Raw genomic sequence first — 21421 nt, forward strand, 5'->3', positions numbered from 1 at the left:
GTCGTGCCCGACTGGTCGCGGTTCCTGCCGCTGAGCACCGGGCCCTCGGTCGACGAGACGGGCGTCAGCAATGACTGGCGCCCCCTCGTCGCCGAGAGGCTCGACCGCCTCGCCGTCCTGGCCGCCTCCCCCTCCACCACGGAGGGCGAGGCGGCCAGTGCCGTCTCCCGGGACGCCCTGCTCGGAGAGCTCGTCGTGCGGCTCTCGAGCAGCACCGGCCAGCGCCTCGCGACGCGGATGGGCGCCCGCGAGGCCTCCTCCCCTCCCCCTGCCGCCGAGATCGCCCCGGCCCTGGCCGCTCTCGCCTCCGCTCGCCGCGCCGGCGCCGGTCCCCGCTCGGTCGCCGAGCTGGTCGAGGTCGTCCGCGTCGAGCTCGCCCTCTCCCCCGAGCCGCTCGCCCTCTCCTCCCGCATCACCGGCGGGGTGGCCCTGGACCGCCTGCAGCGCGCGCCGCTCGCGATCCGCGCCGCCGTCCGCGGTCGCACCCTCGCTCCGACCGACGCGGAGTGGGAGCTCGGCTCCGGCCCCGCCCTGCGCGTGCCGGCCGACGCGATCCTCCGCTTCCTGCTCGGCCTCGGGCCCTTCCCCGCCGAGCCGACCGCCTAGGCGGCGCCGCCACCTGCCCCCGGGGGGAGGCGGCGCCGCGCCGGTCGTAGCATCGGAGGATGACGCGCTCACTGCCGAGAAGCACCCCGTCCGCCCGCTCCGTCGACGCCGAGGGAGTGCTGGCCTTCGTCGAAGGGGTCGAGGCCGCTCCCGGCGTCGAGCTGCACGGCCTGATGGTCGTGCAGGGCGGCGACGTCGTCGCCGAGGGCTGGTGGGCGCCGTACTCGGCCGAGCGGCCGCACCTCTTCTACTCGCTGAGCAAGAGCTTCACCGCGACCGCCGTCGGCCTCGCGGTCGCCGAGGGCCTGGTCGACCTGGACGCCACCGTCCTCTCGTACTTCCCCGAGCTCGACGACGAGATCACCGACCCGCGCTCGCGTGCGATCCGCGTCCGCCACGTCCTCGCGATGGCGAGCGGCCACTCCGCCGAGACGATCGACCGCGCAGAGGAGACGGATCCGGTCGACCTGGTGCGCGGCTTCCTCCTCCTCCCGCCGGAGCAAGAGCCGGGCAGCGTCTTCGCCTACAACCAGCCCTGCACCTTCGCCGCCGCCGCGATCGTGCAGCGCGTGAGCGGGCAGTCGCTGACCGACTACCTGCGCCCGCGCCTGCTCGATCCGCTCGGCATCGGCGAGGTCGCCTGGCATCGCGACGACTCGGGGCGCGAGCTCGGCTACAGCGGGCTGCACGCCACCACCGAGGCGGCAGCTGCGCTCGGACTGCTGTACCTGCAGGAGGGGCGCTGGGGCGACCGGCGGATCCTCTCGCCGGAATGGGTCGCCGAGGCGTCCCGCGCGCACGTCCCGACCCACGAGGACGGCGGACCGGACTGGCAGCAGGGCTACGGCTTCCAGTTCTGGCGGTCGCTGCACGGCTACCGCGCGGACGGCGCGTACGGGCAGTTCAGCCTGATCGTGCCCGAGCACGAGCTCGTGATCGCGCTGACCGGCCAGACCTCGGACACGCAGACGCTGCTCGCGCTCGCCTGGGAGCACCTGCTCCCCGCCGTCGGCCGAGGGTCCACGGCGGAGGCCGACGCCCGACTGGCCGACCGGCTGTCGGAGCTCGCCCTGCCCCCGCTCGAGGGCGCCTCCCCCGCGACCGGGAGCTACACGCCGGTCGGATCGTGGCCCGACGCCGTCGAGGTGACGGCCGACGAGGGCGGCTGGACGCTCGCGCTGACCGAGGGCGACGAGCGCTTCACGGTGACGCCCGGCGCAGGAGCCTGGACCGTCGACGGGCCGTTCGCGGCGAGCGCCGGACCCTCGGGCGACGGCGTCCTGGTCGACGTCGTGTTCCTCGAGACCCCGCACCGCCTGCACGTCGAGCTCGGTCCCGACCGCACCGCCCGCGTCCGCTGGGAGACGGAGCCGCTGCACGACGGCCCGCTCGCCGGGCTGCGCGCCCCGCGCTGACGGCAGGACCCGCTCCGCTCATCCGTCGCGAACGGCCCGTCCACCCCTCGACGACGGGGCATTCGCGACGGATCGAGAGGGGTCGCGCTCGGCCGTGCGGACCGCGCGCATCGGGCGGTGCTCACCGGGGGTCGACCGCAGCCGCTACTTCCCGTCGATCCGGCCGAGGGCGGCCCCGTGGTGTCGGAAGGCGTCCCGCGCGGCGCCCCAGCTCCGCGGATCGACGCCGAGCGCGGTGCGGAGATAGGCGGTGCTCAGCCGCTGCAGCGCGGCGACGCGCCCGGGGTCCGCGTCGGTCGTCTCCGCCACCGAGTCCCCGACGATCCCGCCGAGCGAGTGCTCCGCACCGTGGAGGGTCAGCAGGTCGGAGGCGCCGGGGCTGTGCGTGAAGGCGTCGGTGAACCAGTCCGGGCCGCGCCGCGACATCCGCGACTGGTCGCGGTCGCCCGCGACGACCAGGGTCGGTGTGGTCAGCTCGGCGAACGAGGGCCGCAGGAAGGGGAAGCGCTCGCGGGCGAACGGCGCGAGGTCGTCCCCGGCGAGCCCGGTCGCCGCGAGCAGGATCCCGGCGCGGACCCGCTCGTCCGAGAGGTCGGCTCCGGCGGTGCCGTCGTCGTCGAGGACGCGGGCGCCGAGGAGTGCCTGCGCGGTCTGCCCGCCCCAGGAGTGGCCGGCCACGGCGATCCGGGCGCGGTCGATCCGTCCGGCGAGGCCGGGGACGGCCGCCTCGAGGGTGTCGAGTCGGTCGAGGGAGCGGGTCAGATCGGCGATCCGCTCCGTCCAGATGCTCGGGAAGACCGGGTGGTCGAAGCCGAAGCCGTTGCGGCGGGAGTCGAGATGGGTGGGCTGGATCACGACGAAGCCGCGGGACGCCCAGAAGGCGGTCAGCGGGGCGTAGCCGTCGAGGTTCCAGCCGTTGCCGTGCGAGAACAGCACGACGGGCAGATCCGACCCCGTCGTCGGGGCCGAGACGCGGACCTCGAGCGGGACCGGGCGGCCGGGGGCGTCGAGCGCGACCGGAGCGAGGGAGACGACGGGGGCGCCGGGTCCGACGACGCGGTCGAGGGAGTCGAGGAGCGGAGTGGGCACGAGGGTCCTTCCTGGGGGCGGCGCTCTGGCACAATCGTCGGAGCACTGCTCCGGAACATTGCGGAGCGCTGCTCCGGAACGTGGTGGAGCTGCGCTCGGAGACATTACGGAGCGCCGCTCCGAAAAGCAAGGAGAACCGATGAGCGACAGTGTGCCCCGCACGCCCGGCCGACCGCGGACGAGTCGCGACGCACTGCTCGCCGCCGCGGCGACGGTGTTCGTGGCCTCCGGCGTGGACGCGCCGGTCCGCGAGATCGCGGCGGAGGCCGGCGTCGGCATGGGGACGATCTACCGGCACTTCCCGACCCGCTCGGAGCTCGTGGTCGCCGTCTACCGCCACCAGGTCGAGGCCTGCGCGGAGGCGGGCCCACGGCTGCTCGCCGACAGCGCGACCCCGGAGGCAGCCCTCAGGGCCTGGGTCGCCCACTTCGTCGACCTCCTGGTGACCAAGCACGGCCTCGCCGGTGCGCTCCAGGGCGACAGCGCCGGATCCGACGCCCTGCACGCCTACTTCGTGGAGCGGCTCGTCCCCGTCTGCGGCGACCTGCTCGAGGCGGCACGACCCGCCCGGATCCCGGCGTCGAGTCTCAGCGGCTACATGCTCCTCAAGGGCATCGGCAACCTCTGCATCGGCGCCGCCCACGATCCGGACTACGACGCCGACACCCTCGTGCAGGCCCTCGTCACCGGAGCGCTGCAGGCGGATCAGCCCTGATCGCCTCCACGGTCCGCTCGACCGCGTCCTCGACCGCCGCCCTGCGGCTCGCGTCGTCCTCGCGCTCGGACTCGTGGACGAAGACGGCCCCGCCGCGCCGGGCCCCGCAGTAGTCGATGATCCCGTGCTGGATCTGCGTCAGCAGCGCCTGCTCGTAGCCGTGCCGCTCGTACGTCCCGGCGGAGTCCCCCGCGACGAGGACGAGGTGGACGTTCAGAGCGCCGAGCCTGCGCTGCGTGCCGTGGACGGGGTCGATGTCGAAGGCCCAGCCGGCGAGGAAGACGCGGTCGATCCAGCCCTTCAGCAGCGCGGGCATCGACCACCAGTAGACGGGGAAGACGAGCACGAGGTGGTCGACGCCGTCGACCCGGCGCTGCTCACGGAGGACGTCGTCGGGAACCGGGCCGACACCGCGGTAGCGGTCCCGGTCGGCCGCGCCGAACCGCGGGTCGAAGCCCTCGGCGTCGAGGTCGGCCGTCTCCACTCCGTCGGGGCCGAGCTCCTCCCGCAGCCGCCGGGCGAGGGCGGCGGTGAGGGAGTCGCGGTCGGGGTGCGCGGTGACGAGGAGGGTGCTCACCGCTCCAGTGAACCGCACCCGCCCTGCGGCACCCCTGGCAGGATGACCCGGTGACTCCGCACCGCTCCCCCCGCCGCCCCGACGTCGTCTCCGTCGAGCTCGTCGGTGGACCGGAGCCGCTCGAGCTCGCCCTGCACGAGCACGACCCCGAGTGGTCCGCCCTGTTCGAGGAGCACCGGCGGCGCATCCTCGAGGCCGTCCCGGGCGTGCGGGTCGAGCACATCGGCTCGACCTCCGTCCCGGGCCTGCCCGCGAAGCCGATCGTCGACGTGCTGGTCGTCGTGCCCGACGTCACGGCGGAGGAGGACCACGTCGCGCCGCTGCTCGCGGCCGGCTACGTCCTGCGCACCCGCGAGCCCGGGCACCGGCTCGTCCGCACGCCCGGACGGGACGCCCACGTCCACATCTACGAGGAGGGTCATCCCGCGATCGACGCGTACCTCCTCCTGCGCGACCGGCTGCGCACCGACCCGGCCGACCGCGAGCTCTACCGCAGCACGAAGGCGTCTCTCCTCCTCCGGCGCTGGGAGGACGGGAACGACTACGCCGAGGCGAAGTCCGCCGTGATCGCGGCCATCCTCGAGCGCGCGAGATCCTCGCAGCCCTGAGATCGATATCCGGAAGAACTGCAGAGCGCTTGCACGCTTCGGAGAGCACGGGTTAGCGTCGGGAAGAGATCGATCTCCGGCCGCGGACCGCCGCGGCGACTCCCCGATGAAGAGGACTCCCGTGAGAAGAAGAATCCTGACCGCCGTCTCCGCCGCGGCCGCCGTCGCCCTCGCCCTGACCGGCTGCTCCTCCGGAGGCGGCGGTGGCGCCTCCGACGATCCGAACGCCGAGGTGCAGTTCTGGTCGTTCACCGGCATCCAGGCCAAGGACAACGTGAGCGAGTACCTCGCGAAGAAGCCCGACGCGAAGGTCAAGCTCACCGAGGTCGGATCCTCCCAGGAGACGGCCACCGCCCTCACCGCGGCCCTCGCCGGAGGGAAGGTGCCCGACCTCGTCATGATCCAGGGCGACGACCTCCCGCGCTTCGTCCAGAACAGCGCCAACTTCCTCGACCTGCGCACGCTGGGCGGCGACGACGTCGGAGCGGACTACCTGCCCTGGGCGGCGGACGCGGCGACCGCGGCGGACGGCTCCGTCGTGGGCGTGCCGACCGACGTGGGCGGCCTCAGCTTCGCCTACCGCGCGGACCTGTTCGAGCAGGCAGGCCTCCCCACCGATCCGGACGAGGTCGCCGCGCTCTGGAGCGACTGGGACGGCTTCCTCGCGACCGGCGAGAAGTACACGGCCGCGACCGGTCAGCCCTTCGTCGACAACGTGGAGACCAGCGTCTTCTACTCGACGATCAACCAGGTCACCGAGAAGTACTACTCCCCCGACGGCGAGCTCGTCTACGACACGAACCCGCAGGTGGAGGACGCCTTCGACATCGCCGTGAAGGCCCACGACGCGGGGATCAGCGCCGGCATCGCCGCCTTCTCCTCCGGCTGGGCACCCGGCCGGGCGAACGGCTCGTTCGCCGTGACCGTCGCTCCGTCCTGGATCCTCCAGGGCATCAAGACCGACGCCCCCGACACCGCGGGGAACTGGCGCGTCACCTCGGTCCCCGGAGTCGGCGGCAACTGGGGAGGCAGCGTCATCGCCATCCCGGAGCGGGCCGAGCACCCGCAGGCCGCGTGGCAGTACATCCAGACGATGATGTCGGCGGAGGGCCAGGAGGACCACTTCGCCACCTCCGGCACGTTCCCCGCCGCCACCGCCGCCCTGCAGAGCGACAGCGTCCGCGCCTACACCGATCCGTTCTTCGGCGACTCGAGGATCGGCGAGGTGATCGCGAGCTCGGTCGAGGACTTCCCCTCGTTCGTGAACGGCCCCGACACCGGAGCGATCGGCGCCGCTCTCTCGGGGGCGCTGGTCGAGCTGGAGTCGGGCAACGTCTCCTCCGCCGACGCCTTCTCGAGCGGGCTCGACAGCGCTCGCCAGGCGGTCGGCGGCTAGGCCGCACCGCACGTCCGATCGCCCTCGAGCCCTCCGGCCCGGGGGCGGTCGCGGTTCGGGCGGCATCGGATGATCGACGGTCCGCGGAGCGCGCCCTCCAACCGGGCGGAGCGTTCGCGCCGGAAGGTCGAGCAGCGAGGAACGGCCCGCGCAGCCGTCGGTATCCGGCGACCGAATGGATTCGGATGTTGACGTCATCAGAGCCTCGTGGAAGCCTGATGTTTGCGTGAACATGCGCGAAGTCCCCGGTGCAAAGGAGCACAGCATGACGTCTCGACCACGAACGGCCGCCGCGGCGGTGGCCGCGCTGCTCGTCGCAGCACTCCTGGGAACAGGAGCGCAGTCGGCCTCGGCCGCCGTGGCCACGGATCCGGACGACGGAGTGCCGCGCACCTCGACGCCCGTGACCTACACCGACTACCCGGCGGTCCAGGACCCGGGCAGCACCGCGGCCGGCTACTTCCAGCCCTACTGGTACGACACCGACGGCCGCCACATCCAGGCGCACGGCGGCCAGATCGTCACCGTCGAGGAGGGCGGTCAGCAGGTCCAGTACTGGTACGGCGAGGACCGCACGAAGGGCTACTGGAACAGCCCCGGAGTCGCGGTCTACCGCTCCACCGACGGCCACAACTGGGAGAACAAGGGCACCGCGCTGCGCAGCGTCTCGGCTCCGGCCGACCTCGAGGCCCCCTACTTCGACGCGCTCTACGACACCGTCGACGACTCCGGAGCCCCTCGCGCCGACCGCATCGCGGAGCTCGACTACCACCTCGACACGACGCAGGCCTCGCCGAACACCGCCATCTTCGAGCGCCCCAAGGTCCTCTTCAACGAGAAGACCGGCAAGTGGGTCATGTGGTGGCACTCCGACGGCCGGACCACGCCGGGCGGCAGCACCTACGCGCGCTCGATGGCGGGAGTCGCCGTCTCGGACAGCCCGACCGGGCCCTTCACGCTCCAGGGCGTCTACCGCCTCTACAACCGCACGGACTACAAGGCCTGCACCACCTCCGCCGTTCCCGGGCAGGCGCGGGACATGACCGTCTTCCAGGACGAGGACGGCACCGCGTACATCTCCTACTCCTCCGAGGAGAACTACTCGCTCTACGTGGCGAAGCTGGACGCCGACTACACCAACGTCGAGCGGACCACCACGACCGACACCCTCGACGCGAACCAGTACTCGGCCGACGGGACGTACCCCTACGTCTTCGCCGACGGTGCGGCCGGAGCACCGGTGCGCGGCACCGACTTCCAGATCGTGAAGGAGTGCGGACACCTCGAGGCGCCCGCGATCTTCGCCAACGGCGGCAAGTACTACACGATCGCCTCCGGGGCGACCGGCTGGGCGCCGAACCCGCAGACCTACTACACCGCCGACTCGATCCTCGGCGCGTGGACCCGCGGAGTCGAGAAGGGCGACGCCGACGAGAACGTCGCCTACAACGCGATCCCGGAGGGCAGCGACGGCCTGCTCTCGATCGGCGACTCCCGCAAGACCACCTTCGGCTCGCAGTCGACGAACGTCCTCACCCTCGCTCCCGGGAAGTACGTCTACATGGGCGACCGCTGGAACGAGGGCAAGTCGGACTCGACCTACGTCTGGCTCCCGATGACGGTCGGCGAGAACGGCCGCCTCGAGATGCGGAATCCGGCTCAGGAGGACCCGGCGCGCTGGGGATCCGGCTGGAACCTCTCCTACTGGGACGACAAGGGGGTCGGCGAGGGCGTCTGGTCGGTCGTGGACGCCCGTCTGCCGAAGCAGGTCCGCCGCGGCGCCGACATCGCCGCCGCGCTCCCCTCGACGGTCTCGGTCGCGAGCAACGGCTCGACCCGCGACGTCGCCGTGACCTGGGCCGCCCCCGGCCCCGCCGAGCTCGGCACGGTGCAGGTGACGGGCACGCTCGCCGCCGACGCCGGATTCTCCTCCGGCCGCCGCTTCACCCGCACGATCGAGGTGGCGGAGCCGGGCATCGCGAACCTCGCTCCCGGAGCGTCCGTCGCGGTCTCGAGCCGCACGGACCTCGCCGGCAAGCTCATCGACGGCGACGTCAAGGGCAAGGGCTGGGACGACTGGTCCTCGACCGGCTACCCGCGCGACAGCCGCCTCTCCTTCTCCTGGGGCGCGGCGCAGAACCTCGACTCGGTGACGGTCAGCACCTACAAGGACGGTGCGACCGCCACCTGGCCCTCGAGGATCGAGGTCGAGTACCAGGTGAACGGCGCATGGACGACCTCCTCGGTCGCCACCACCCTCAGCCAGGCCGCGACCGGATCCGCCCCGACGGCGATCCTCGACCTGTCCTCCCTGCCCGACACCACGGGCCTCCGCCTGCACCTCACCAGCGCGGCGAACACGTGGCAGTCGGTCTCGGAGGTGCAGATCTGGGGCACCGCGCCGCCGACGAACGTCTGCCGCGTCCCCGGAGCCGCGGTCTCGGCGTCGTTCAGCCAGACGAAGTACGCGACCCTCCCCGCGAAGAACGCCTGCGACGGCAACGTGAGCACCCCCTGGTCGACCTGGACCGACGGCACCTTCGCCGGCAGCGCCGAGTTCACGCTGACGAACACCGAGGCGCACCGCGTCGCCGGGCTCACCTTCACCAACACCGAGGGCACCCTGGCGTCGGTGAGCGTGGCCTACCGCGCCGAGGACGGCACCTGGAAGCCGACCACCGCGCAGAACGTCGCTCCGGCGGCGAACGGCACGCTGACCACGATCCCGTTCGCGGCGGTCTCGGCCACCGGCCTGAAGCTGACCTTCTCCACGCCGAGCTCGTTCCTCAAGATCGGCGAGATCGTCGTCCCCGAGGCGGCCGCCCCGGCGCTGACGGTGCCGGTGACCGTGACGTCGCGCTGCGTCGCCGGGAAGGCGGTGCTGACTGTCCTCGCCAAGAACGGCGGCACCGCTCCGATCGACGTCGCGATGGCCTCGGCCTACGGCTCGAAGACGGTCACCGCGGTGGCCGCGGGTGCGAGCGGATCGGCCGCGTTCACCACCCGCCTCGCGAGCATGCCGGGCAGCCAGGTGACGGTGACCGCCACGGCGGGCTCCGAGACCCTCGCGCAGACGGTGGCCTACCCGGCCCGCGTCTGCTGAGCGCACGGCGGCCGGTCGACCGGTCGTGACGGAGGAGGGAGTGCCCGCGGGCGCTCCCTCCTCTGCGTGTGCGGCGCATCACTCGACGCGCAGGGCGAGTGCGGGCTCGACGCGCGCGGCTCAGGGCTCCAGATGCCGAAGGACGTGCCGGGCCTGGGCGGGAGCGCCGTCACGTCGATCTCCGCGGGCGGGAAGGAACGGCCGCTCCCCCGCAGGCGCTCCCCGAGAAGGAGATCGGTCGCCTGATCGATCCGGCTCAGCGCCGCCTCGTCGAAGAGGTGGGCGCACGAGCATGGCCGAGCTCCGCTGGCGCGCTGCGCGGTACTCCACCCGGAAGCGGGGGTGCAGAGCACTTCGCGCTCCTGGTAGTAATCACAGGCGGGCGCATCGCAGAGCCCGCAGAACTGGACCGTCCGTGACCCGCACCACCCGCGCTCTCGCCGCGTTCGTCCCGACGACGACCCTCGTGCTCTCCGTGGTGTTCGCCTCCGCCGCCCTCGCGCCCGAGGCGATGACCGCCCCGGAAGCGGTGTCGACGCCGACCGCCGCCTCGCCCGCGGAGGATGCGGCGCCGACTGCGGACCCCTCCACTCCCGGTGCGGTATCCGGCGCCTCCGACCGCCGCTCCTCGAGCCCCTCCTCCGCGGATCCCGTCGAGTCCGCGCAGCCGACGACCGGCTCCTCCCCCGCAGACCGGCCCGCCACAGACCCGCCCGCCGCGGACCGGCCCGCCGACTCCCCCCCCGCCACCCCACCCGACACCGCCGATCCCCTCACCGGCGAGGACCCGGTCCGCACGCCGCCCCTGTTCCACGACCTCGACGGAGTGGACGTCGACGTCGACATCACCCCTCCCGCGCAGCCCGGCTCCCTGTCGCTCTCCGTCGCTGCCGACGCCGTCGACCTCGCCGAGTCGGGCTCCACCGTCCTCCAGCGCCGGTTCACGGGCGGGCTGCCCACGGTCACCGTCACCGACTCGCGCGTCGGCGCGCAGAACGACTGGTACGTCCTCGCCTCGGCGAGCGCCCTCACCGGCCCGAGCGCCTCGATCGGAGCCGACCACCTCGGCTGGACCCCGCGCCTGATCACCGGCACCGGCGCCGTCGCGGGCGATCCGGTCGCCTCCTCCCTCGAGGGCGGCGCGGGCCTGCAGGACGCGCTGCTGCTCGGAGCCGCCGGCGGGGCCGGCACCTGGAGCGCCGACGCCGAGCTGCGGCTGCTGGCCGAGCCGGACGTCGAGGCCGGCTCCTACCGCTCGACGATCACGCTGTCGCTGTTCGCCTAGGCGCGGACCAGCGCAACGGCCGGGGACCGCGCCCCGCGGTCACTCCTGAGCGACCGCGACCGCCACGACGAGCGCGGAGTGGACCGTCGGCTCAGAGACGGCGAAGTAGCGGCTCGAGCCCTCGATCCAGGCCTCGGTCGCGCCCTCCCTGGTGCGGAAGCGGACGGGCTCGTCGCTCGACGTCCCGCGCCCGTCGGCCTTCGCGACCGCCTGCGAGCGCAGATCGGCGAGCACCTGCTCCGCCGTCGTCGCCCCGGACGCCACGCGGTCGCGGACGCTGCGGGCGCGCACCGCGTCGATCCCGATGTCGCGTCCGGTCGCCAGCGCCGCGACCACCGCGCCGTCGCAGTGCGCGATGCTGATCCGCATCCGCTCCAGCGCCGGGTGCTCGCCGCGGAGCACCGGGCGGCCGTGCGGTCCGGAGCAGCGCTGGCAGCGCGCGTCCACGGCGACCTCGAGGGGATCGATCCCGAGCGTCTCGGCGGCCAGCTCGCGCACGAGGACCCGGCCGAGGAGGAAGCCGTCCCGGACCTCGCGCCGACTCGTCGCCTCGTAGCGCAGGCGCTCGGCGAGGGTGAGCAGGCGCAGCATCCGGTGGCGGGCGGAGTCGAGGACCTCGGGCCGCGCCCAGCGCAGCTGCACGTCGTCGGTGGCGAGGAGGGGGAGTCCGGTCATGCCCCGGACGCTACGCACGCCAGGCGACATCGGCGTGACGGGAGGGTGGCCGGAGGGAGACGGGCCGCTGTTGACTGGGAGGCGTGCAGACCTTCCTCCCCTACCCCGACTTCCACCGCAGCGTCCGCGCCCTCGACGGCAAGCGGCTCGGCAAGCAGCGCGTCGAGACGCTGCAGGTCATGCGGGCGCTGACCGTCCCGGGGTACGGCTGGCAGAACCACCCCGTCACGCGGATGTGGCGGGGCTACCGGCCGGCGCTGATGACCTACCAGCGCGAGACCTGCGCGGAGTGGACGGAGCGCGGCTTCGCCGACACGTGCCTCGTGAAGACCGAGGAGGCCCTCGCCGCCGCCCCGGAGGATCTCGCCGCCTACCTGACCGGCGACTACCCGCTCCCGCCGTGGTTCGGCGACGAGCGGCTGCACCTCTCGCACCGCTCGAAGCTCGTGGCCAAGGACGAGGACCACTACGGCCCGCTGTTCCCCGGCACGCCGCCGGGGCTCGACTACCTCTGGCCCGTCGGCGCCTGAGCTCAGGCCGCGGGCGGGCGGAGGAACGGGATCGCGATGCGCGGACGGAACACCTCGCGCTGGTTCGCCTTCACCAGTCCGCAGATGATCAGCACGAAGTGCACCAGCCAGAGCACGGCGAACAGCGTGATCGGGATGCCGATCGGGTAGAAGCCCTTCGCGAGCGGGGTGTCGGAGGCGGCGAAGAGCAGCACGACGTGCGCGCCGAGCGTCACGACCCCGATCAGGATCACTGTCAGGCCCCAGTTCGCCGCGTTCCGCGCGTTCTCGGCGGCGAGGCCGCCCTTCCTCCGGGCGGACGGGTACACGGACGCCATGACGATGCCGCCCACGATGAGGCTGAGGAACGGGATCCCGATGAACGCGAGGAAGCCGAGAGCGTACGAGAGGGCGCCCGTGGGCGGTGCGGGGACGGCCTGCGGAGGCGCGACCGGAGCGGCCTCCGGGGTCGTCGCGTCGGCCGGTCGGGGGTCGGAGGAGGGGCTCGCCATGCCGACAGCCTAGGGAACGCCGTCCCCCGGGTGGCGGTCAGGGTCTTTTCAGGCCTCTGGCCGGGCCTTCGTCTTCGGGGGCTCTCGGGTTAGTCTGTCGAGGTTGACCTGCCGCACGGAGCGTGCAGGGCGTCGGCCGCGGTCGTCGCAGCATCCGGGGGGATTCGCGAAGGAGAAGGTTTGGCGTCCGACAGAAGGACCACCGGTGGTGTGGTCAAGGCGATCGTGGGCTTCCTGGGCATGAGCGTCGTGGCCGGAGTCCTCGTGACCGCCACCGTCACCCCGGCGGTGGCGCTCGCCGGAGTCGCCGCGAACCAGTCGATCGGCGTCTTCGACGGCCTGCCCGACTACCTCGAGGTCGACAAGCTCTCCGAGAAGAGCAACATCTACGCGACCGGCTCCGACGGCCCGCAGCTGCTCGCCTCCTTCTACGTCGAGAACCGCGTCGAGGTGCCGCTCGACCGCATCGCCCAGGCCGCCAAGGACGCCGCCGTCTCGGGTGAGGACCCCCGTTTCTACGACCACGGCGGAGTCGACCTCCCCGGCACCCTCCGCGCCGTCGCGCAGACCTACGTGCTCGGCAACGACGTGCAGGGAGGATCCTCGATCACCCAGCAGTACGTGAAGAACGTCCTCGTCGAGAAGGCCGTCCGCAACATCTCGGACGACGCCGAGCGCGCGGCCGCGATCGACGAGGCCACCCGCACCTCCCCCGAGCGCAAGCTCCGCGAGATGAAGCTCGCCATCGGGCTCGAGAAGCAGTACACGAAGGACCAGATCCTCCAGGGCTACCTCAACATCGCGTTCTTCGGAGGCACCACCTACGGCCTCGAGACCGCCGCGAACTACTACTACGCGACCTCGGCCGCGGATCTCTCGATCGCCCAGGCCGCGAGCCTCATCGCGATCGTCAACAACCCGGCCGTCCTGCGGATCGACCAGCCCGACAATCCGGACAACGGCGCCGCGAACGGCTACGCCCGCAACAAGGACCGCCGCGACTACATCATCGGCAAGATGCTCGAGGAGGGGAAGATCTCGCAGGAGGACCACGACGCCGCCGTCGCCACTCCGATCGAGCCCCGCATCACCCAGCCCAGCACCGGCTGCTCGACCGCGGGCAACGCGGGCTTCTTCTGCGACTACGTCACCAACGTCCTGAAGAACAACGAGATCTTCGGCGCCGACGAGGACACCCGCTGGACCAACTTCCGCCGCGGCGGCCTCGACGTCTACACGACGCTCGACGTCGGCCTGCAGGACGCGGCCGTCGCCGCCGTCGACGCGCAGGTCCCGCAGACCTGGAACTTCGACGTCGGAGCCGTCTCGGTCAGCGTCGAGGTCGGATCCGGGCGCGTGCTCGCGATGACGCAGAACAAGAAGTACTCGCAGGATCCGGACGTCCTCACGACCGACCCGTCCTACAGCGCCGTGAACTACAGCACCGATCGGGCCAACGGCGGATCCTCCGGGATCCAGCCGGGCTCGACCTACAAGCTCTTCACCCTGGTGGAGTGGCTGAAGGAGGGCCACAGCATCAACGAGTCGGTCGACGGGACGCGCAAGTCCACCTGGGGCACCTTCACGGACTCCTGCGTCTCGGGCGGCACCGACACGAGCAACGAGACGAGCGCGAAGAACGACGAGGGCGGAACCGGCGAGGTCGGCACCCCGGTGTCCTTCACGAAGACCTCCCTCAACACCGGCTTCGTCGGCATGGCCCGTGAGCTCGACCTGTGCGGCATCCGCGACACCGCGGTCGACATGGGGGTGAAGCAGGGCAGCGGCGAGGAGCTCGAGCACAACCCGTCGTCGGTGCTCGGCACGAACTACGTCTCGCCCCTCTCGATGGCCGGCGCCTTCGCCACCATCGCCTCCGGCGGCACGACCTGCGACCCCGTCGCGATCGACCGCATCACCGACTCCGCCGGAGCCGACCAGCCGGTGCCCCCGGCGAACTGCCGCCAGTCGATCGACCGCAACGTCGCCGCCACCGCGGCCGTCGCGCTGCAGGCGACCTTCACCGGCGGAGGGACGGCCGTGGCCTCCCGCACCGGCGACGGCGTTCCGCTGATCGGCAAGACCGGCACCACCGACGACGCGAAGGCCACCTGGATGACCGGAGCGAGCACCCGCGTCGCGACCGCCGTCGGCGTGTTCAACGTGAAGGGCGACGCGAACCTGCGCCTCGGCCGCTACTCCTTCGACTCCGGATCCGCCGCCACCGCGCGCCACCGCATCTGGCCGGTCGTCATGCGCGCCGCCGACGCGACGTACGGCGGGACGGACTTCCCGGAGGCCGACGGCTCGCTGCAGGTCGTCCCGAAGGTGGACATCCCGGATGTCGTCGGGCTCTCCTCCGCCGACGCCGAGGCCAAGCTCGAGGCGGCCGGCTTCGGCGTCGTGCAGGGCGGCACGGAGGCGAGCGACGCCGCGGTCGGGACGGTCACCCGCGCCGACCCGTCGGGCTCGGCCCCGCGCGGCACCGCGATCACCGTGTTCACCAGCTCCGGCAACCAGAAGACCGTGCCGAACGTGACGGGCCAGGATCTGGAGGCCGCGAAGAACGCCTTCGGGGCCGCCGGCTTCACGAAGATCACGCTCGCCTGCGCCGAGGACCCGAAGGCGCCCGACGCCGGCCAGGTCACCGGGCAGGAGCCGGCCGGCGGCTCCCCCGTCGCTCCGGACGCCACGCTGAAGGTGACGATCACCGCGAAGAAGTGCCCCTGACCGGCGCCCGACGGCTCGCGAGAACGCGTCCGGCCCGCGAGGATCCTGGGATCCCGCGGGCCGGACGCGTTCCTGTCGGACGGCGTCCGAGCCGGGGCTACTGCCCGCGCCCCCGGATCGCGCCGACGATCGCGACGGTCGCGAAGTAGACGATGAGGGCCAGCACGCCGAACGAGGCGAGCGCCCCGCTGGCCTCGGCCCAGGGCCGTCGCTCGTCCGTCATGGTGCCGGGCATGACGATGTCGAGGGCGAACATGCCCACCGCCAGGGCGAAGCAGACGAGGCTCAGCACGAGCAGCGCCCGGACCGCCTTGCCCACGGGGTCGTAGTAGCGCGGGTTCGACATCGTGCCTCCGGTTCTCGTGCTCTCGTGTCTATCCCGCCCGGACCGCTGTGGCAAGCCGTGGGGACGCGAAGACCCCCGCCCCTCCCCCTCCGCGGGCGCCGCTCGCGACGACGGGCGGTGCCGTCGTCACGAGCGGTGTCTCGCGGAAGGAGGAGGGACGGGGGTCGGAGCGGGACCGGCTACGCGGCCAGCGGGAGGGCGGCGGCCGAGGTCACCAGCAGCTCGCCGGCGACGGCGTCGACGCGGACCGCGCCTCCGTCGGAGACCTCGCCGCTGACGAACAGGTCGGCGATCCGGTCGTCGATGGAGCGCTGGACGAGCCGGCGCAGGGGCCGGGCGCCGTACTGCGGCTCGTAGCCGTTCTCGGCGAGCCAGTCGACGGCCGCCTCCGTCACCTCGAGCGTCACCTCGCGGGGAGCGAGGCGGGAGCGCGTGGTGTCGAGGACGATGCCGACGATCTCCCGCAGCTGCTCGCGGCCGAGGCGGCGGAACAGGACGATCTCGTCGATCCGGTTGAGGAACTCGGGGCGCATCGCCTCGCGGAGACGGCCCATGACGCGATCGCGCAGGTCCTTCTCCGAGGCGAAGCCCTCGGCCGACGCGTCGCTCTGAGCGACGAAGCCGAGCGCACCCGACCGCGAGGCCAGGAACTCCGAGCCGAGGTTCGAGGTCATGATGATCACCGTGTTGCGGAAGTCGACCGTCCGCCCCTGGCCGTCGGTCAGACGCCCGTCGTCGAGCACCTGCAGCAGCAGGTTGAACACGTCGGGGTGCGCCTTCTCGATCTCGTCGAAGAGGACCACCGAGTACGGGTTCCGGCGCACGCGCTCGGTCAGCTGACCGGCCTCGTCGTAGCCGACGTACCCGGGAGGGGCGCCGACCAGCCGCGAGACCGTGTGACGCTCGCCGAACTCGCTCATGTCGAAGCGGATGACCGACTGCTCATCGGCGAAGAGGGAGCCCGCGAGGGTGCGCGCCAGCTCCGTCTTGCCGACACCGGTCGGGCCGAGGAAGAGGAACGAGCCGACCGGGCGCGAGGAGTCGCCGAGGCCTGTGCGGCTGCGGCGGACGGCCCGGGCGACCGCGGTGACCGCGTCGTCCTGGCCGACGACCCGCTGGTGCAGCTCCGTCTCGAGGTGCGCGAGGCGCTCGCGCTCCCCCTCCGTGAGCCGCGACACCGGGATGCCGGTGGCGCGGGCGATGACGGCCGCGATCTCGGTCTCGCCGACGACCGCCTCCGCGGGGGCGCTGCCGGTGGCCGCGTCGAGCTCCGCCTGCACGGCGCTGATCTCGTCGCGGACGCGGGACGCCTCCTCGTAGTGCTCGGCCGAGACGGCCGCGTTCTTGTCGGCCTCCAGGGTCGCCAGACGCTCGAGCAGAGCTCCGGTGTCGACGCCGGCTCCGAGGCGGAGACGGAGGCGCGCGCCGGCCTGGTCGATCAGGTCGATCGCCTTGTCGGGCAGCACGCGGTCGGTGAGGTACCGGGCCGAGAGCTCGACGGAGGCGCGCAGGGCCTCGTCCGTGAAGCGCACGCGGTGGTGCTCCTCGTAGGCGGGGCGCAGGCCGTGCAGGATGGCGACCGCGTCCTCGATGCCGGGCTCGCCGACGCGGACCGGCTGGAAGCGCCGCTCCAGTGCCGGGTCCTTCTCGATGGTGCGGTACTCCTTGAGCGTGGTGGCGCCGACGAGGTGCAGCTCGCCTCGGGCCAGACGCGGCTTGAGGATGTTGCCCGCGTCCATGCCGCCCTCGCCGCCGCCGCCCGCACCGACGACGGTGTGGACCTCGTCGATGAAGACGATCAGCTCGCCGGAGTGCGCCGCGATCTCGTCCATGGTGCCGGTGAGGCGCTCCTCGAAGTCGCCGCGGTAGCGGGTGCCGGCCAGCATGCCGGGGAGGTCGAGCGAGATCACGCGCTTGCCGCGCAGCTGCTCGGGGACCTCCTCCGCCACGATCGCGCGGGCCAGGCCCTCGACGATGGCGGTCTTGCCGACGCCGGCCTCGCCGACGAGCACCGGGTTGTTCTTGGTGCGGCGGCTGAGGATCTCGACGGTCTGCTCGATCTCGTCGGCGCGCCCGATGACCGGGTCGAGCCGGCCCTCGCGGGCGAGAGCGGTGAGGTCGGTGCCGAACTTGTCGAGCAGCGGAGTGTCGGAGGCGGGCTGTCCCGCCTCCTGCTGCTGCGGGGCCTCGGTCTCGCGCATGCCCTGGGTGAGGGCCTCGGCGGTGACGCCGGCGCGGGCGAGGACCTGCCCGGCGGGGGCGTCCTGGCCGAGCACGAGCGCGAAGAAGAGGTGCTCGGGCTCGATGTAGGTCGAACCGCTGGAGCGGGCGACCTGGTAGGCGTGGAACAGCGCGCGCTGCGCGCTGGGGGTGATGGTGGCCGCGTTCTGCGAGGCGTGGGCCTCGTCGGCCTGCGGGAGGCGCGCCTCCGCGGCGGTGGCGATGGCGGCGGGGTCGACGCCGATGCGGCGCACGGCCTGCGAGACGGTCTCGTCGTCGATGAGCACGCGGAGCACGTGCAGGGCGTCGAGCTCGGTCTGGCCGCGCTCGAGGGCGAAGCGTCCTGCGGACTGCAGGATGTCGCGGGTACGGGCGGTGAGAAATCGGCTGAGGTCGATCGACCGCGCCGCGCGGGCGCGCTCACCGTCGAGGTAGCGGGCGAGGAAGTCGTCGAACGAGCTCGCTCCGGCCTCGCTGTAGTTGTCGGGCACCTGTCCTCCTGAGGAAGTTGAGTCGGTTACGCTCAAGTTCAACGCAGGGGTGCCGTTCCTATTCCCGCCCCTCCCCCGCGAGATGCCGCTTCGGTCCGCGACGGGCGTACGACCGGCGTCTCGCGGGGACGGGAGAAGGCACGGACTCCGGGGAGTCCGTGCCTCTCTGCGCCGACGCGCATTTCCTCCGGGGTGGGAGCTCTAGGGGACGAGGTAGCCCGCCGCGCGGAACAGCTCGTACCACTCCGGCCGCGTGAGCGGCAGGTCGGAGCCGAGGGCCGCATCGCGCACGCGCTGCTCATTGGTCGTGCCGAGCACGACCTGCATGCCCGCCGGGTGGCGGGTGATCCAGGCGGTGGCCACGGCGATCGCCGGGACCCCGTACGTCGCTGCGAGCCGGTCGATGACGGCGTTCAGCTCGGGGTAGGCCGGGTTGTCGAGGAAGACGCCGGTGAAGAACCCCGCCTGGAAGGGCGACCAGGCCTGCACGGTGATGTCGTTCAGGCGGCAGTAGTCGAGGATGCCGGCGTCGCGCATGACGGACTGGTCCTCGCCGACCATGTTGGAGGCGACACCCTGCGCGATCAGCGGCGCATGGGTGATCGAGAGCTGCAGCTGGTTCGCCACGATCGGCTGGTTCAGCGACTTCTTCAGCAGCTCGATCTGGTACGGCGTCTGGTTCGAGACGCCGAAGTGCTTCACCTTGCCGGACGCGTGCAGCTCGTCGAACGCGCGGGCCACCTCATCGGGCTCGACGAGCGCGTCGGGCCGGTGCAGGAGCAGCACGTCGACGTAGTCGGTGCGCAGCGCCTTCAGCGAGCCCTCGACCGAGGCGATCAGGTGCTCGTACGAGAAGTCGAAGTAGGGGCCGTCCGGGACGATGCCCGCCTTGGTCTGCAGGACGACCTGCTCGCGCTCCGACGGGGTGAGCGCCATCGCCTCGGCGAAGCGCTCCTCGCAGCGGTGCAGCTCGCCGCCGTACACGTCGGCGTGGTCGAAGAAGTCGATGCCGGAGTCGCGGGCGGCGCCGACGAGGCCGCGGATCGCCTCGTCGCTCATCTCGGGGATGCGCATGAGGCCGAGGACGACGTTCGGGGAGTCGACACCGGAGGTGCCGAGGGGGACGTGCTTCACAGGGAGTGCTCCTTCGTTGGATACCTCGTCCACGGTAGGCGCCCCGCCTGGGCGCCGTCCAACAGGAGGTGCTGGTGCGATTCATCCGGTGGAGTGGTGAATCGGCGGAGGGCGTCGAGGATGCCGGACGAACGTGGTGCCGCGACCCCGATTCCGCGGCAGGGAGGGAGTCCTTCGTCGTTCGTCCTGAGATCTGAACGGCTTGTCCGCGTATCCCGACGGTGGAAGGCTGCCGCCATGACGATCGAGGTGCGCGCGGCCACCGTCTTCGACGACCTGGCGACGATGGTCGGCCCGAAGCGCCCCGACGCGAGCGTGTGCTGGTGCCTGAGCTACCGGCTCCGCTCCTCCGTCGAGAACCGGGCTCTCGCCGGTCCCGCTCGCGGCGCCCGGGTGCGGGAGCTCGTCGCGGAGGATCCTCCGCCCGGCGTCCTCGCGTACGACGGCGACCAGGTGGTCGGCTGGGCGGCGGTGCACCCCCGGGCCGACACGAGCTACGCGACGAACCGGCGCATCCCGCACGTGGACGCCCTCGACGCGTGGAGCGTGTGGTGCCTGCGCGTGCGGCCCGGCTTCCGCGGACGCGGGATCTCGCATCCGCTGCTCGAGGGCGCCGTCGAGTTCGCCCGAGCCCACGGGGCACCGGCGATCGAGGGCTACCCGGTCGACAACGCCGGCACGGAGGTCGACCGGACGATGGCGTACGTCGGCACGCGCTCGCTGTTCGAGCGCGCCGGCTTCGAGAAGGCGGCGGACACGACCTCGGTGCTCGACGGCTTCCCCCGGGTGCTGATGCGCCTGGCCCTCTGACGGCGCCCGCGACAGCCGCTCCGGCCCAGTTCCGCCGAGACGCCGCCGAACCGCCCGAGGCGCCGCCGGGAGGACGGCGCCTCGGCGACAGTGCGGTGCCTCGGCGGGCGCGGCGACCGGGCGCTCGCCCGCCGCCCGGAGACGAGGAACGGCCCCTCACCCGCGAGGGGAGGGGCCGTTCGCCGTGGAGGCCGGGACGTGGTGTCGACGCCTAGAAGTCCCAGTCCTCGTCCTCGGTGTTCACGGCCTTGCCGATCACGTAGGAGGAGCCGGAGCCCGAGAAGAAGTCGTGGTTCTCGTCCGCGTTGGGCGAGAGGGCCGACAGGATCGCGGGGTTCACGTCGGTGACCTGCTTGGGGAACATCGGCTCGTAGCCGAGGTTCATCAGCGCCTTGTTGGCGTTGTAGTGCAGGAACTTCTTGACGTCCTCGGTCAGGCCGAGCTGGTCGTAGAGGTCCTGCGTGTACTGCGCCTCGTTGTCGTAGAGCTCGTAGAGCAGCGAGAACGTGTAGTCCTTGATCTCGTCGCGCTTGGCCTGGTCGACCCGCTCGAGTCCCTTCTGGAACTTGTAGCCGATGTAGTAGCCGTGCACGGCCTCGTCGCGGATGATCAGGCGCACGAGGTCGGCCGTGTTGGTGAGCTTGGCGCGCGAGGACCAGTACATCGGCAGGTAGAAGCCCGAGTAGAAGAGGAACGACTCCAGCAGCGTGGAGGCGACCTTCCGCTTCAGCGGGTCGTCGCCGCGGTAGTAGTCCATCACGATGGACGCCTTCTTCTGCAGGTTCGGGTTCTCCATCGACCAGCGGAAGGCCTCGTCGATGTCCTGGGTGTTCGACAGGGTCGAGAACACCGAGGAGTACGACTTGGCGTGGACCGACTCCATGAACGCGATGTTCGTGTAGACGGCCTCCTCGTGAGGCGTGATCGCATCCGGGATGAGCGAGACGGCGCCGACGGTGCCCTGCACGGTGTCGAGCAGGGTGAGCCCGGTGAACACGCGCATGGTGAGCTGCTGCTCCTGGTGCGTGAGCGTGTTCCACGACTGGATGTCGTTCGACAGCGGGACCTTCTCGGGCAGCCAGAAGTTGCTCGTGAGGCGGTTCCACACCTCGACGTCCTTGTCGTCCTGGATCCGGTTCCAGTTGATCGCCTGGACGGAGTCGACGAGCTTGAGCTTCTCGGGGGGAGTCATGATTCCTT

18 protein-coding genes are annotated in these 21421 nt (G+C 72.1%); 10 read left to right on the forward strand and 8 right to left on the reverse strand.

Features of this window, described 5'->3' with window-relative positions:
- The first annotated feature begins 3 nt into the window (after positions 1-3).
- Positions 4-606: a hypothetical protein gene (locus C5D50_RS15825; protein ID WP_104234507.1), complete on the forward strand. Its 603-nt coding sequence runs from the start codon at positions 4-6 to the stop codon at positions 604-606.
- A gap of 59 nt (positions 607-665) precedes the next feature.
- On the forward strand, positions 666-2021 hold the full coding sequence (locus tag C5D50_RS15830) for a serine hydrolase (protein WP_104250919.1): 1356 nt from the start codon (positions 666-668) through the stop codon (positions 2019-2021).
- 144 nt (positions 2022-2165) lie between these two features.
- Here C5D50_RS15830 and C5D50_RS15835 read toward each other — a convergent pair whose 3' ends face one another.
- Entirely contained in the window at positions 2166-3110 is a 945-nt protein-coding gene (locus C5D50_RS15835; RefSeq protein ID WP_258069653.1) for a chlorophyllase, read from the reverse strand.
- Positions 3111-3249: 139 nt separating this feature from the next.
- Between C5D50_RS15835 and C5D50_RS15840 the strand changes: the two genes are divergently transcribed.
- Positions 3250-3825, forward strand: a complete 576-nt coding sequence (locus C5D50_RS15840) for a TetR/AcrR family transcriptional regulator (RefSeq protein ID WP_104283947.1) — start codon at positions 3250-3252, stop codon at positions 3823-3825.
- Here the strand turns inward: C5D50_RS15840 and C5D50_RS15845 are convergent.
- Positions 3794-4402 carry an NAD(P)H-dependent oxidoreductase gene (locus C5D50_RS15845; protein ID WP_104283948.1) on the reverse strand — a complete coding sequence of 203 codons (609 nt, stop codon included), beginning with the start codon at positions 4400-4402 and terminating at the stop codon, positions 3794-3796. The two genes, C5D50_RS15840 and C5D50_RS15845, sit on opposite strands and share 32 nt — an antisense overlap.
- A gap of 50 nt (positions 4403-4452) precedes the next feature.
- On the opposite strand from C5D50_RS15845, the gene C5D50_RS15850 reads away from it, so the two are divergent.
- The 4 genes from C5D50_RS15850 (at position 4453) to C5D50_RS15870 (ending at position 10794) form a co-directional block, all read left to right on the forward strand.
- Positions 4453-5010: a GrpB family protein gene (locus tag C5D50_RS15850; RefSeq protein ID WP_104283949.1), complete on the forward strand. Its 558-nt coding sequence runs from the start codon at positions 4453-4455 to the stop codon at positions 5008-5010.
- 121 nt (positions 5011-5131) lie between these two features.
- Complete coding sequence (locus tag C5D50_RS15855; protein WP_181137368.1) at positions 5132-6406, forward strand: extracellular solute-binding protein; 1275 nt, start codon at positions 5132-5134, stop codon at positions 6404-6406.
- 265 nt (positions 6407-6671) lie between these two features.
- Positions 6672-9509: a discoidin domain-containing protein gene (locus C5D50_RS15860; RefSeq protein WP_104283951.1), complete on the forward strand. Its 2838-nt coding sequence runs from the start codon at positions 6672-6674 to the stop codon at positions 9507-9509.
- A 415-nt stretch (positions 9510-9924) separates the two neighbouring features.
- The gene (locus C5D50_RS15870) at positions 9925-10794 is read left to right on the forward strand and encodes a hypothetical protein (protein WP_104289033.1); all 870 of its coding nucleotides are present in this window, start codon (positions 9925-9927) and stop codon (positions 10792-10794) included.
- A 39-nt stretch (positions 10795-10833) separates the two neighbouring features.
- On the opposite strand, the gene C5D50_RS15875 is transcribed toward C5D50_RS15870, so the two are convergent.
- Entirely contained in the window at positions 10834-11469 is a 636-nt protein-coding gene (locus C5D50_RS15875) for a 4'-phosphopantetheinyl transferase superfamily protein (protein ID WP_104283954.1), read from the reverse strand.
- Between the two features lie 83 nt (positions 11470-11552).
- Between C5D50_RS15875 and C5D50_RS15880 the strand changes: the two genes are divergently transcribed.
- Complete coding sequence (locus C5D50_RS15880; RefSeq protein ID WP_104224363.1) at positions 11553-11999, forward strand: MSMEG_6728 family protein; 447 nt, start codon at positions 11553-11555, stop codon at positions 11997-11999.
- A gap of 2 nt (positions 12000-12001) precedes the next feature.
- On the opposite strand, the gene C5D50_RS15885 is transcribed toward C5D50_RS15880, so the two are convergent.
- Positions 12002-12490: a DUF4870 domain-containing protein gene (locus C5D50_RS15885; protein ID WP_104250929.1), complete on the reverse strand. Its 489-nt coding sequence runs from the start codon at positions 12488-12490 to the stop codon at positions 12002-12004.
- Between the two features lie 180 nt (positions 12491-12670).
- Between C5D50_RS15885 and C5D50_RS15890 the strand changes: the two genes are divergently transcribed.
- Positions 12671-15220 carry a transglycosylase domain-containing protein gene (locus C5D50_RS15890; RefSeq protein ID WP_258061408.1) on the forward strand — a complete coding sequence of 850 codons (2550 nt, stop codon included), beginning with the start codon at positions 12671-12673 and terminating at the stop codon, positions 15218-15220.
- 97 nt (positions 15221-15317) lie between these two features.
- Here C5D50_RS15890 and C5D50_RS15895 read toward each other — a convergent pair whose 3' ends face one another.
- The 3 genes from C5D50_RS15895 to C5D50_RS15905 form a co-directional block, all read right to left on the reverse strand.
- Positions 15318-15566 carry a hypothetical protein gene (locus tag C5D50_RS15895; RefSeq protein WP_104224361.1) on the reverse strand — a complete coding sequence of 83 codons (249 nt, stop codon included), beginning with the start codon at positions 15564-15566 and terminating at the stop codon, positions 15318-15320.
- Between the two features lie 179 nt (positions 15567-15745).
- A complete protein-coding gene (locus tag C5D50_RS15900) occupies positions 15746-18277 on the reverse strand; it encodes an ATP-dependent Clp protease ATP-binding subunit (protein ID WP_104283955.1) in 2532 nt (843 codons plus the stop codon).
- A 201-nt stretch (positions 18278-18478) separates the two neighbouring features.
- The gene (locus tag C5D50_RS15905) at positions 18479-19411 is read right to left on the reverse strand and encodes an aldo/keto reductase family oxidoreductase (protein WP_258059515.1); all 933 of its coding nucleotides are present in this window, start codon (positions 19409-19411) and stop codon (positions 18479-18481) included.
- A gap of 237 nt (positions 19412-19648) precedes the next feature.
- Here C5D50_RS15905 and C5D50_RS15910 point away from each other — a divergent pair, with 237 nt between their 5' ends.
- Complete coding sequence (locus tag C5D50_RS15910; RefSeq protein WP_104250931.1) at positions 19649-20221, forward strand: GNAT family N-acetyltransferase; 573 nt, start codon at positions 19649-19651, stop codon at positions 20219-20221.
- Between the two features lie 211 nt (positions 20222-20432).
- Here the strand turns inward: C5D50_RS15910 and nrdF are convergent, their stop codons facing one another.
- Positions 20433-21413 carry a class 1b ribonucleoside-diphosphate reductase subunit beta gene (gene nrdF, locus C5D50_RS15915; RefSeq protein ID WP_104224358.1) on the reverse strand — a complete coding sequence of 327 codons (981 nt, stop codon included), beginning with the start codon at positions 21411-21413 and terminating at the stop codon, positions 20433-20435.
- Between the last annotated feature and the right edge of the window lie 8 nt (positions 21414-21421).

Origin of the sequence: Rathayibacter sp. RFBD1, from assembly GCF_002932915.1 — a bacterium.
Taxonomy (GTDB): domain Bacteria; phylum Actinomycetota; class Actinomycetes; order Actinomycetales; family Microbacteriaceae; genus Rathayibacter.

Bases quoted from the DNA above. Each gene is read 5' to 3' on its own strand.
- C5D50_RS15830 (WP_104250919.1), top strand. From the start codon at position 666: ATGACGCGCTCACTGCCGAGAAGCACCCCGTCCGCCCGCTCCGTCGAC.
- C5D50_RS15840 (WP_104283947.1), top strand. From the start codon at position 3,250: ATGAGCGACAGTGTGCCCCGCACGCCCGGCCGACCGCGGACGAGTCGC.
- C5D50_RS15860 (WP_104283951.1), top strand. From the start codon at position 6,672: ATGACGTCTCGACCACGAACGGCCGCCGCGGCGGTGGCCGCGCTGCTC.
- C5D50_RS15875 (WP_104283954.1), bottom strand. From the start codon at position 11,469: ATGACCGGACTCCCCCTCCTCGCCACCGACGACGTGCAGCTGCGCTGG.
- C5D50_RS15885 (WP_104250929.1), bottom strand. From the start codon at position 12,490: ATGGCGAGCCCCTCCTCCGACCCCCGACCGGCCGACGCGACGACCCCG.
- C5D50_RS15895 (WP_104224361.1), bottom strand. From the start codon at position 15,566: ATGTCGAACCCGCGCTACTACGACCCCGTGGGCAAGGCGGTCCGGGCG.
- C5D50_RS15910 (WP_104250931.1), top strand. From the start codon at position 19,649: ATGACGATCGAGGTGCGCGCGGCCACCGTCTTCGACGACCTGGCGACG.
- nrdF (WP_104224358.1), bottom strand. From the start codon at position 21,413: ATGACTCCCCCCGAGAAGCTCAAGCTCGTCGACTCCGTCCAGGCGATC.